Raw genomic sequence first — 12778 nt, 5'->3', positions numbered from 1 at the left:
ACAAAAATGTCATGAGACACGGAAAAAAAATCAATCATTTAAGTAGACAAACTGCACATAGAAAGTCTATGTTGGCTAATATGGCTTGTTCTTTAATAGAGCACAAACGTATTAACACTACAGTTGCAAAAGCAAAAGCTTTAAAACAATTTGTAGAGCCAATGATTACTAAGTCTAAAGAAGATACAACCCATAACAGACGTATTGTTATGGCTAACTTAAGACAAAAAGATGCTGTTGCAGAATTGTTTAGAGATGTTGCTGCTAAAGTGGCGAATCGTCCAGGAGGTTACACAAGAATCATTAAACTTGGTAATCGTTTAGGTGATAACGCTGATATGGCAATGATAGAGCTTGTAGATTACAACGAGCTTTACAATGCAGGTAAACCAGAGAAGAAAACAACACGTAGAAGTAGAAGAGGCGGTGCAAAACCAGCAGCTGCTCCAGCGGTTGAGCCTAAGGCAACAAAAGAAGAGGAAGAATAAATGTTAATAAGCATTTAATATACAAAAGATAAACTATTTTAGTTTATCTTTTTTTTTTTTAAAATTAAAATTATTGAATTGAATATGTATAAATTATATGTTTTGTTTTTGTCGTTAACACTTACTTTAGGCTGTTTTGCACAAGAGGGGTTGTCTACCCGTATTATTCCTGGGAATTCTTTTATTGGAGCGGGTTCTAAAGATTCACAAAGTCTTTTGGGGTTGAATATTATTGAATATGGTCGGGGAGTACCTGATTCTCAAAACAATAATATAGAAGGAAGTGTATACCTTTTTAAAGGCTGGAATAATTTGACTGTAATATGGTTTGACGATAAAATAATGAATGTTGATTTAGTAAATTATAATTTGCTTCATGAAAGGTTTGAGTTTAAGCTGAATAATGATTCAATTATAACTATTGATCCTGCAAAAACCAAGCTTGAAAAAGTTTCAATTAACAATAGAGTGCTAAAGCCTTACTATAATAAAGAGCTGTTTAGAGATTCCTATTTTGAAATATTATGGCATTCTGATGAGTATTCACTTTTGTCAAACTATAAAATAAAAATATCACCAGGAGCAATAGACCCATTAACAAAGACCTATACTATTGGGAAAAAATATATACACAATAGGTGTTATTATGTGAAAAAGAATAATGAAGAAGATATGACTTCTATAAAATTAAGGAAGTCTGAGATATTGAAATTAATAGACGTTACATATGTTGATCAAGTGAAAAAATTTGTTAAAAAAAGCAGACTAAAGTATAACAACTTGTCTGATGTTAAAGACATCTTAATCTTCTATAATTCAATTAAAACTTAAAAGAAAGGATAAACTATTTTAGTTTATCCTTTTTTTTTAGCATTTTTGCAAAACTTTTTTAATTAGTACATGAAATATCAAAAAAGACAGAAAGCCATTATTCTTTTAGCAGATGGCACCATTTTTTACGGAAAAGCAGTAGGGAATAAACAAGGAACAGCATTTGGTGAGGTATGTTTCAATACCGGAATGACTGGGTACCAAGAAATTTTTACTGACCCTTCTTATTTTGGTCAGTTGATGGTAACAACCAATGCACACATTGGTAATTACGGTGTGAATGACGAAGAAATTGAATCGGATTCCATTAAAATTGCAGGACTAATTTGTAAAAATTTTAGTTACGATTATTCACGTGATGCAGCTAATGGTTCGTTGGAAGATTTTTTAGACAAGAACAATCTTTTAGCAATATCTGATGTGGATACAAGAGCATTGGTAAGCTACATAAGAGATAACGGTGCTATGAATGCTGTTATATCTACCGATGTAGATAATGTAGAAGGATTAAAAAAGCAATTGGCTGAAGTGCCAGATATGAATGGTTTAGAGTTGGCATCAAAAGTATCAACCAAAGAGCCTTATTATTTTGGTGATGAAAATGCCACTTACAAAGTAGCAGCCTTGGATATAGGTATCAAAAAGAATATCCTTCGCAACATAGCAAAAAGAGATGCTTACATAAAAGTATTCCCATATAATGCTAAGTTTGAAGAGTTGGAAGCTTTTAAACCAGATGGCTATTTCTTATCAAACGGTCCTGGAGATCCAGAACCTTTGGTAGAAGCACAAGCTTTGGCAAAAGAAATTATAAAAAGAGATTTACCGTTGTTCGGTATTTGTTTGGGACATCAAGTGATTGCATTAGCAAACGGAGTGTCGACTTATAAAATGCATCATGGACATAGAGGGATTAACCATCCAATAAAAAATTTAGTTACTGGTAAAGGTGAAATCACTTCGCAAAATCATGGCTTTGCTGTAAATAGGGAAGAAGCGGAAGCGCATCCAGACTTGCAAGTAACCCATGTGCATTTAAATGACCATACGGTTGCAGGATTGGCAATGAAAAGCAAGAATTGTTTTTCGGTACAATACCATCCGGAAGCTAGCCCTGGTCCACACGATTCGTCGTATTTGTTTGATCAATTTATTGAAAACATAAAGAAAAATTAGTGAGTTTGGTAAAGACCTCACAGGTTTTAAAACCTGTGAGGTCTTTAATTGAACTGGCAATTTGGAATACTAAAATGAACGGTTTAGCCAAAAGGTGGCTGGTGCTTGCGTTAGGGATTGCAGTGAAAAGCCCGCAGCGACGCAGGAGCGAGGACTTGTAACGAAAAGCCCGACCCTTGTGGTAACGCCCAAAAGCTGTTTTGTTTTAGAAGTAATATTACTAAAACGTTATAGGTGCTTTTTTGGATATTTATCAAAGAACATCTTAAAATAAACAAGATTTAAACGTAAATTTGAATTATTAAAAAGTTTAAAATAACCAATTATGAGTATAATAATTAATATCCATGCTAGACAGATTTTAGATTCTAGAGGAAATCCTACTGTTGAAGTAGATGTTGTAACAGAAAATGATATTTTAGGAAGAGCTGCGGTACCATCTGGTGCATCAACAGGAGAGCATGAAGCTGTAGAATTACGTGACGGTGGCAAAGCATATATGGGTAAAGGTGTTTTAAAAGCTGTAGATAATGTAAATTCTATTATCGCTCCAGAATTAATGGGCGTTTCAGTTTTTGAACAAAACCTAATCGATCAAATCATGATTGATTTAGATGGAACAAAAAACAAATCAAAATTAGGAGCTAACGCTATTTTAGGTGTTTCTTTAGCAGTTGCAAAAGCAGCGGCAAACGAACTTAACATGCCTTTATACCGTTACGTAGGCGGTGTGTCTGCAAACACGCTTCCTGTTCCAATGATGAATATTATAAATGGAGGTTCGCATAGTGATGCCCCTATTGCATTTCAAGAGTTTATGATTATGCCTGTTAAAGCTAAAAACTTTACACACGCTATGCAAATGGGAACTGAGATTTTCCATAACCTAAAAAAAGTATTGCACGATAGAGGTTTAAGTACTGCGGTTGGTGATGAAGGTGGTTTTGCGCCAAATTTAGCTGGTGGAACTGAAGATGCTTTAGATTCTATTAAAGTGGCTGTTGAAAAAGCTGGATATACTTTTGGAGGTGATGTAATGGTTGCTTTAGATTGTGCTGCTGCAGAATTTTATGTAAACGGAAAATACGATTACACAAAGTTTGAAGGTGAAACAGGTAAAGTAAGAACATCTGCTGAACAAGCGGAGTATTTAGCTGAGTTATCTGCAAAATACCCAATCATCTCTATTGAAGATGGTATGGATGAAAACGACTGGGAAGGTTGGAAATTATTAACCGATAAAATTGGTGATAAAGTACAATTGGTAGGAGACGATTTATTTGTAACCAACGTTGAGCGTTTATCTAGGGGTATTGAAGAAGGTATTGCAAATTCAATCTTGATTAAAGTAAACCAAATAGGCTCGTTAACCGAAACGATTGCGGCTGTAAATATGGCTAAAAATGCAGGATATACATCTGTTATGTCTCACCGTTCTGGAGAAACTGAAGATAACACGATTGCAGATTTAGCGGTTGCTTTAAACTGTGGACAAATCAAAACCGGTTCTGCATCTCGTAGCGACCGTATGGCTAAGTACAACCAATTGCTTCGTATTGAAGAACAATTGGGAGAAGTAGCATATTTTCCACAAGAAAAAGCATTCAAAATCAAATAAGAAAAATTAATTTTTTTTAAAAAGCGGTTATTATTTTAATAATCGCTTTTTTTTTTGCATTAATTTCAAATAATTTGTTAATTGATTAAATCTTTGTTTTCATCCCTTATATTAGTAAGGAGATATTTTGTAAATTAGCAATCCAATTTAAGAATTAAATAAACTATTCAAACTTATGGCGAATACTGCTACCATTGAAGTAAACGGAAAAAAAATAGAACTTCCCGTAATAGAAGGATCAGAAAAAGAATTAGCTATTGATATATCAAATTTTAGAAGTGCATCAGATGGTGTTATTACTATCGATCCAGGATATAAAAATACGGGGTCTTGTGAAAGTGCTATTACGTTTTTAGATGGTGAAAAAGGTATTTTAAGATATAGAGGCTATTCTATAGAAGAATTGGCTGAAAAGGCAGACTTTTTAGAAGTTGCTTATTTGTTGATTTTTGGAGAACTTCCAACCAAAGAACAAAATGATAAGTTTCATAACGATATTAAAGCACAAGCTGTTGTAGATGAAGATGTTAAAAAGATTTTAGATGCATTCCCAAAATCGGCGCATCCTATGGGTGTTATATCATCTTTAACAAGTGCATTAACTGCTTTTAATCCATCATCTGTGAATGTGGATTCTGAAGCTGATATGTACAAATCGGTTGTGCGTTTATTAGGTAAATTCCCAGTATTGGTAGCTTGGACCTACCGTAAAAAAATAGGTTTACCGCTTGATTATGGCGATGATTCTTTGGGTTATGTTGAAAACATTCTGAAAATGATGTTTAGACAACCTAATGCATGCTACGTTCAAAACAAAATTTTAGTTGATGCTTTAGATAAGCTTTTAATTTTACATGCAGACCACGAGCAAAACTGTTCTACATCTACAGTTAGAATTGTAGGTTCATCGCATGCAGGTTTATTTGCTTCAATTTCTGCGGGTATTTCAGCGCTTTGGGGGCCACTTCATGGTGGTGCTAACCAAGCAGTGTTAGAAATGTTGGAAGCAATTCAACAAGATGGTGGCGATACTAAAAAGTACATGGCTAAAGCAAAAGATAAAGCAGATCCGTTCCGTTTAATGGGCTTTGGTCACCGTGTTTACAAAAACTTCGATCCACGTGCTAAAATCATTAAAAAAGCAGCTGATGATGTATTGGGTAACTTAGGTATTGAAGACCCTATTTTAGACATAGCAAAAGGCTTAGAAAAAGAAGCATTAGAAGATAAATACTTTGTAGATAGAAAATTATATCCTAACGTAGATTTCTACTCAGGAATTATTTACAGAGGTATGGGCATCCCAACTGAAATGTTTACGGTAATGTTTGCTTTAGGGCGTTTACCAGGTTGGATTGCACAATGGCGTGAAATGCGTTTGAAAAAAGAACCAATTGGAAGACCAAGACAAATTTATACAGGTGCAACCGTAAGACCTTTTGTGCCAATAGAAAAGAGATAAATTTTTTTAAGTGTAAAATAAATGAAGCTTCATAACTAAACATTATGAAGCTTTTTTATATTTACACCATGCTAAAACTGAATATAAAAAACGAAACCTCTAGGTTAAGAGCTGTTATTTTAGGCACCGCTGAAAGCAATGGCCCTACACCTACCGTGGAAGCGTGTTACGACCCTAAAAGCGTAGAGCACGTGCTTGCAGGCACCTATCCAAAAGAAGAAGATATGGTTAGGGAGATGGATGCTGTGGAAGCTGTTTTTAAGAAATACGATGTTCAGGTATTTAGACCTCAAGTTATTAAAGATTGCAACCAAATATTTTCGCGCGATATTGCTTTTGTTATAGAAGATAAAATAATTAGAGCCAATATTTTGCCAAACAGAGAAGCCGAAATTGAAGCTATCCGGTATGTTTGGAATCAGGTAGATAGAAAAAACCGAATTGTATTGCCTCCAGAATGCCATGTGGAAGGTGGCGATGTTATGCCTCGGGGCGATTATATTTTTATAGGAACGTATTCCGGGGAAGATTACCCCGAGCTAATTACCGCACGTACCAATATGGATGCTGTTATTGCCATTCAAGAACTGTTTCCTGAAAAAACGGTAAAGTCGTTCGAACTTAGAAAATCGAACACCAACGCCAAAGAAAACGCACTGCATTTAGATTGCTGTTTCCAACCCATTGGGAAAGGGAAGGCCATTATACACAAAAACGGTTTTTTAATCGAACGTGAATATGATTGGTTGGTTAATTTCTTTGGAAAAGACAATATTTTTGAGATTACCAAAGATGAAATGTACGATATGAATAGCAATATTTTCTCTATCTCAGAAGATGTTATTATTTCAGAAAAAAACTTTACGCGCTTAAATGCGTGGTTACGCCAACAAGGTTTTACGGTTGAAGAAGTGCCTTATGCCGAAATTTCTAAACAAGAAGGTTTGTTGCGTTGTAGCACGATGCCATTGGTTAGGGATTAAATTCCTGCGAAAGCAGGAATCTCTTTGGTATTATGGGTTTGTTTGCGAGGGTTTTTCGAAGGATAATCAGACATAATAAAAGTGCAGCAAACTTTAGTTTTGCTAAAAAAATGGCAATTTTTATATATGACTTAAATTTCTCTTTATTTCGGTTGATGTTGCTCTTTTAAAATTTCGGCAACTATTTCTTTTGCTCTTTTATAACTTATTCCATTTTCTTGGTCTTTGGTCAAATTGTGATTTTCCTCTATACATTTTATTAGCGGTATCAATCCAACTTTTTGTTCAATAGCAATTGATTTAATGTTAATCGTTTCTCCATAAGTAGGCACTTTCGTTTGTATCCAGCCAAAATATGGATCTTCATCAATTCTTTTGGGTTCTTCTCACAGGTCCATTCTTTTTCCAAAATTGTCTTCGCTGACGGAAGTCCATATGTTAAAGATTAAATCTTCTGAATAATTTTTAATAGGAATAATCAATTTTCCTCTATGATAAAAATGTTTTTTATCTACAACGCAAAGACTTTCTTTTAGTTCAATTCGCTCATTTCTTTCTTCGGGTGGAATTGAGAAATAAAAATCAGGATAATCAGCACCATAACAAAGAGGAATTTCTCCATAATCTATTCCGCAACAGTCACATTTATAAGACGTTTTCTTTTTTTTATTCAGATAAGAAAATAATTTCATAGTTCGTTTTTTCAGCCGACCGTTAACTATTAAGATATAAACCATTTCAATGTTTTTATACTTGGCGACAAACGAATTTAGTCGAAATTATCTACAAATACAAAAATCAAAACTTCAATTTTAATAACTTAAATAGTATTATTTTTGTAATATAATGTGATACACCATGCAACAAACCACAAATACTATTTTAATGATTCGTCCTATAAATTTTAGGATGAACGAGCAAACCGCTGTAAACAATTACTACCAAAAAATACTGGATAATGTATTGCCGCAAACGGTAAATGCCAAAGCGCAACAAGAGTTTGATGCTTATGTTGAAAAGCTACGTAATGTTGGGGTTCATGTAATTGTGGTAAATGATACAGAGGAGTTTGATACACCAGATGCCGTTTTCCCAAATAACTGGGTGTCGTTCCATGAAAATGGTGATGTGGGTTTATACCCCATGTTTGCGGAAAATAGACGTTTGGAGCGTAGTGAGGATGTGCTGGAAGCGGTGGAAGAAGATGGTTTTGTAATTAACAATATAGTTGATTACACAGATGCTGAGGAAGAAAATGTTTTTCTTGAAGGCACAGGAAGCATTTTGTTGGATCGTGCCAATAGAAAGGCTTATTGTGCCTTATCGCCTAGAGCTGATGAGGATTTGTTTATTGAGTTTTGTGAAGATTTTGAATACTTGCCCATTATTTTTACAGCAAACCAAACCGTGAATGGTGAGCGAAAAGCCATTTACCATACCAATGTGATGATGTGTTTGGGTGAAACCTTTGCCGTTATTTGCTTAAGCAGTATAGACGATAAAAAAGAACGAAGAAATGTAATGGACCATTTAAAACAAGATGGCAAGGAAATTATAGATATAACCGAAGCACAAGTAAATAATTTTGCGGGCAACATGTTGCAGGTTAGAGGTGCCAATGACGAACGCTATTTGGTAATGAGTGCGGCAGCCTATAATTCGTTAACAACAGATCAGGTTAAAAGGCTTGAGAAGCACACTAAAATACTTTCAAGTTCTTTGGATACTATTGAGGCTTGTGGTGGTGGTAGTGCCCGTTGTATGATGGCAGAGGTGTTTTTGCCTAAAAACTAAGTTGGCTGATAGGGTTGCGTTAGGGATAGGAGTGGAAATCCTTTTTGTGAGGCACAAGCAAAAAGATTGCAACGGATAGCCCGACCCATAGGGGTAACGCCCAAATAGAATACTACGATGGTCTGGATTTTGGTAACTGCACATAGAAGGTGCTACCTACGTTTAAGGTGCTTTCTACCCAAATTTTACCGTTGTTTAATTCTACCAATTCTTTACAGATTGATAAACCTAAACCTGTGCCTTTTTCGTTGTTGGTGCCTACGGTTGTAAAGGAACTGTTTTTGAAAAGTTTTTCAAGGTTTTGTTTTGAAATACCAGTACCTGTATCGGCAATACTAACAATGCAACTGCCATTGCTTATATGGTTTGAAATGGTAATGGTATCGCCCTTTTTGCAGAATTTTAAGGCGTTTGCAAGTAGGTTTTGTATAACAATTTCGAACATGCTTTTGTCGGCATACGCAAAATCCCGTAAAGAATGGTCAATCAATTCGATGCCTTTATTGGCCATTCGGTTTTCAATAAGTTTTACTTTCTCTTCAAAAACTTCTTGAACATCAAATAAACTTGGTTTTGGCTCTAAAGATTGCATTTGCGATTTAGACCAATTAAGTAAGTTGAATAAAAGTAACGACGCATTATTGGCATTTTCACTCAATTCTGGAATTAAATTATCGAATTCTTCTTTTGATAATGAACCGTCCCTTAATAAATCAATAAAACCATTTATTGAAGAAAGTGAATCTTTTAAATCGTGTGAAACAATTGAAAATAGTTTGTCTTTTACATTGTTGACATTTTCAAGATGTTTGGTTTGCTCTTGGAATTCTTTGTTTTGTAATTCAATTTTTAGATTTTTTTCTTCTAATTCTTGAGTGTATTTTATATTATTATTTCGTTTTAAGTAAATTAAAATCAAGAAGGTTGAAACAATAACAAGTGCTGCTAAAAGACCATAAAAAATGAGTTGGTATTTATCGAAATTGTTATCTAATGTAATTACGGAGTTTTGGGTAGGAGCAAGAGCAGCGTTGTTTGCCAATAAATCTTTTTCGAAATTTGGATTGAAATCCAATTCAACAGAATCGGAATTCTTTAAATTACTCTTGTTAAGACTTCTTTTTAAATCGTAATACTGGCGTTGCCATATAAATGCTTTATCAAATTTATTTTTTGTAGAGTCTAAAACCATCATCAACTTATAATATTTAAGCAATTCTGGTTTGTTATTAATGTTTTTTGCAATAGTTCCCGCTTCGTAAAGTTGTTGTTCTGCTAAAACTAATTGTTTTTTTTGTAAATTTAATTCACCTAAACTATTTAAAGTCAATAAAATACCGTCTTGGTTATTAGCCTTTCTATTGATGCTTAAACCTTCATTTAAATAGTGAGTAGCTTTGTCGTAATCGTTGAACTTTAAATATTCAGCACCTAGTTTTGGATAAATCAGACCTTTTAGAGAGTCTAAACTAGAATTTTTTCCATTTAAAACTTTCTCGTAATATTCAATAGCTTTTCTGTTTTCATTTATAGCCGAATAGAGTCCAGCTAATTGGTTGTAGGATTGTATTAACGTAACATCATCCTTTAACTGTTTTTGAATATCTACAGCTTTTAAATTGAATTCAATTGCCTTGTCAATAGCGTTAATGCTTTGGTACGCTTTGGCTAAATTACTATAAGCTAAACAAAGGTCTTTTTTAAGGTTTTGTTTTTCTAATACTTTAATGGCGGCTAACGCGTATTGTATACCTTTTGAGTAATTGCCACGTTTAATTTCAATAAAACCAATACTGTTATTAACTTTTGCAATTCCAAGTGTGTCTTTTAAAAGTTTATAAAGTGCTTTAGATTTTTCATACCCACTTACGGCATTTATATAGTCGTTTTTTTGAGCATAAATTAAAGATTTGTAGTAAGTTGTTTCTGCTATCCCTTTTGTGTAGTTTAAGTTGTTCGAAAGTTTTTCGCTTTCAACAATATATTTTGAAGCTTTATCATAATAATTGTTTTCATAAAACAATTTGATAAGTTTTAAAGAGGTCTTTATTTTTAAAGAATCTTGAGTTTCGAAAGCAAGTTGTATGGAAAGACTGTCCATTTCCTTAGTTTGAGAAAAACCTAAGAATGCAGACAAAAGAATAATTAAAGTAATTACTTTCCTCATACTGTTATAATATCACAACAAGTAATAAAACTATAAGAAGTATGTCTTAATTGAGGGAAATAAGCATTACTTTTTAAGTTGTAATATTTTTGTTGGTTAAAAAAATCCATCCCAATGGATGACAATAGCTTTACAAAGCAAAAGTTATAAAAAGCATCATTAAAATCTAATTTCTGCGTTTTTCTACCAATAAATTAGACAAAAGGAACAAGCTAAAAACATCAAAAATCCGACGAATAGATTAACGGTGAAAATCATAGAAAAACAGCACTTTTGAAGGTAAAACTTACGAATTTTTGTAGTGCTTTGAAAATATAAAATATTAACTGTTTCATTCAATAAGGTAGTAAAAAAGTCTGACCTTTATTTACTGTTTTTATTAGAATAAGTTTTGCAATAATCCTTTAATAAAAGTTTTATCTTTGTTCACTTAAAAAATAATACGATTAATGAATCTTCAAGAGACTTTATCAAACCAAGTAAAACAAGCCGTTTTATCAACTTTTAATATTCAATTGGAATCGGTGGAATTTCAAGCCACCAGAAAAGAATTTGCTGGTGATATTACCGTGGTGATATTCCCTATGTTGCGCTTTGTAAAAGGTAACCCTGTTCAAATAGGTGAAACTATTGGTAATTATTTGGTTGAAAATGTAGATGAAGTTAAAGCTTATAACGTAGTAAAAGGTTTTTTAAATGTTGAAATAAAGGATACCTATTATTTTGATTTTTTCAATAGCATCAAAGATGAAGAAACTTATGGGTTTGTATCGCCTAAGGCTGATGAAAAAGCTATTATGGTTGAGTACTCATCACCAAACACCAACAAACCATTGCATTTGGGGCACGTTAGAAACAACCTTTTGGGTTATAGTGTTGCTGAAATTTTAAAAGCATCCGGAAAGAAAGTTTACAAAACCCAAATTATAAACGACAGGGGGATCCATATTTGCAAAAGTATGTTGGCCTGGAAACGATTTGGGAACAATGAAACTCCCGAAAGTACAGGGTTGAAAGGTGATAAATTGGTTGGTAATTATTATGTTAAGTTTGATCAAGAATATAAAAAGGAGATTGAAGCGCTTATAGCTTCAGGTAAAACTGAGGATGAAGCCAAAAAAAACGCACCACTTTTATTGGAGGCTCAAAGCATGCTTCAAAAATGGGAATCAGGTGATGAAGACGTTGTGTCACTTTGGAAAATGATGAATGGTTGGGTGTATGAAGGGTTTAATGAAACCTACAAAAACTTAGGTGTTGATTTTGATACTTTATATTATGAAAGTGATACCTATTTATTAGGAAAAGAATTCGTTGCAGAAGGATTAAAATCAGGTGTGTTTGAAAAAGAGGCAGATGGCTCTGTTTGGTGCGATTTAACTGAAGATGGTTTAGATAGGAAAATAGTACAGCGTTCCGATGGTACAGCTGTTTATATAACACAAGATATTGGTACCGCCATACAGCGTATCAAAGATTTTCCAGATGTTGGCGGTATGGTTTACACCGTGGGTAACGAACAAGATTATCATTTTCAAGTATTGTTTTTAATTTTGAAAAAGTTAGGATTTGAATGGGCCAAAAACTTATACCATTTAAGTTATGGTATGGTTGATTTACCTAGCGGAAAAATGAAGAGTAGAGAAGGAACGGTGGTTGATGCCGATGATTTGATTGATGAAATGGCTTCAACAGCTGCTGAAATTTCAGAAGAACTCGGGAAGCTTGATGGTTATACCAAGGAAGAAAAAGAAGCGCTGTATAAAACCATTGGTTTAGGAGCTTTAAAATATTATATATTAAAAGTAGATCCAAAAAAACGTATTTTATTCGACCCAAAAGAATCTATCGATTTTCAAGGTAATACAGGGCCATTTATTCAATATACTTATGCCAGAATTCAAGCTATTTTAAGAAAGGCAGATTTTGATTATAGCGTCAATTTAAGCTCAGTTGATAAATCATTACATGAAAAAGAAAAAGAGCTTTTAAAACAACTAGAGTTATTTCCGGAAGTTATCCAAAATGCCGCTATGCAACATAGTCCAGCATTGGTAGCTAACTATACTTACGATTTGGTAAAGGAATTTAATTCTTTCTACCAAAATGTATCTATTTTAGGTGCAGATAATGAAAATGAAAAAATATTTAGAGTACAACTGTCTAAAAAAGTAGCGCAGACCATTAAGAATGCATTTCATGTTTTAGGAATTCAAGTGCCTGAGAGGATGTAATTAAACCTTGGAAAAGGTATTATGA

The 12778-nt window shown here is 33.6% G+C and carries 9 protein-coding genes and 1 pseudogene; 8 read left to right on the top strand and 2 right to left on the bottom strand.

The features are described 5' to 3' along the window. Window positions 1-11: 11 nt before the first annotated feature. The 6 genes from rplQ (at window position 12) to J8H85_RS06055 (ending at window position 6558) form a co-directional block, all read left to right on the top strand. Complete coding sequence (gene rplQ, locus J8H85_RS06080; protein ID WP_209653644.1) at window positions 12-488, top strand: 50S ribosomal protein L17; 477 nt, start codon at window positions 12-14, stop codon at window positions 486-488. Between the two features lie 84 nt (window positions 489-572). Next, complete coding sequence (locus J8H85_RS06075) at window positions 573-1319, top strand: hypothetical protein (RefSeq protein WP_209653642.1); 747 nt, start codon at window positions 573-575, stop codon at window positions 1317-1319. A 69-nt stretch (window positions 1320-1388) separates the two neighbouring features. Further along, a complete protein-coding gene (gene carA / locus J8H85_RS06070; protein WP_209653640.1) occupies window positions 1389-2495 on the top strand; it encodes a glutamine-hydrolyzing carbamoyl-phosphate synthase small subunit in 1107 nt (368 codons plus the stop codon). Window positions 2496-2820: 325 nt separating this feature from the next. After that, the gene (gene eno, locus J8H85_RS06065) at window positions 2821-4113 is read left to right on the top strand and encodes a phosphopyruvate hydratase (protein WP_209653639.1); all 1293 of its coding nucleotides are present in this window, start codon (window positions 2821-2823) and stop codon (window positions 4111-4113) included. A 175-nt stretch (window positions 4114-4288) separates the two neighbouring features. Next, the gene (locus tag J8H85_RS06060) at window positions 4289-5575 is read left to right on the top strand and encodes a citrate synthase (protein WP_209653637.1); all 1287 of its coding nucleotides are present in this window, start codon (window positions 4289-4291) and stop codon (window positions 5573-5575) included. Between the two features lie 68 nt (window positions 5576-5643). After that, window positions 5644-6558, top strand: coding sequence for a dimethylarginine dimethylaminohydrolase family protein (locus J8H85_RS06055; protein ID WP_209653929.1), 915 nt, complete (start codon window positions 5644-5646; stop codon window positions 6556-6558). A 143-nt stretch (window positions 6559-6701) separates the two neighbouring features. On the opposite strand, the pseudogene J8H85_RS18895 reads toward J8H85_RS06055, so the two are convergent. After that, window positions 6702-7250, bottom strand: a pseudogene (locus J8H85_RS18895) (DUF2199 domain-containing protein). Window positions 7251-7416: 166 nt separating this feature from the next. On the opposite strand from J8H85_RS18895, the gene ctlX reads away from it, so the two are divergent. After that, window positions 7417-8352 (top strand): citrulline utilization hydrolase CtlX, encoded by a 936-nt coding sequence (gene ctlX, locus J8H85_RS06040; protein ID WP_209653633.1) that lies wholly within the window; start codon window positions 7417-7419, stop codon window positions 8350-8352. Window positions 8353-8464: 112 nt separating this feature from the next. Here ctlX and J8H85_RS06035 read toward each other — a convergent pair whose 3' ends face one another. After that, on the bottom strand, window positions 8465-10519 hold the full coding sequence (locus J8H85_RS06035; RefSeq protein WP_209653631.1) for a tetratricopeptide repeat-containing sensor histidine kinase: 2055 nt from the start codon (window positions 10517-10519) through the stop codon (window positions 8465-8467). 449 nt (window positions 10520-10968) lie between these two features. On the opposite strand from J8H85_RS06035, the gene argS reads away from it, so the two are divergent. Beyond that, window positions 10969-12753: an arginine--tRNA ligase gene (gene argS / locus J8H85_RS06030; RefSeq protein ID WP_209653629.1), complete on the top strand. Its 1785-nt coding sequence runs from the start codon at window positions 10969-10971 to the stop codon at window positions 12751-12753. Window positions 12754-12778 lie beyond the last annotated feature (25 nt).

The sequence above is a fragment of the Mariniflexile gromovii genome (assembly GCF_017814435.1).
GTDB classification, from domain to species: Bacteria; Bacteroidota; Bacteroidia; order Flavobacteriales; family Flavobacteriaceae; genus Mariniflexile; species Mariniflexile gromovii.
This window is presented reverse-complemented; position numbering and strand designations above follow the sequence as displayed.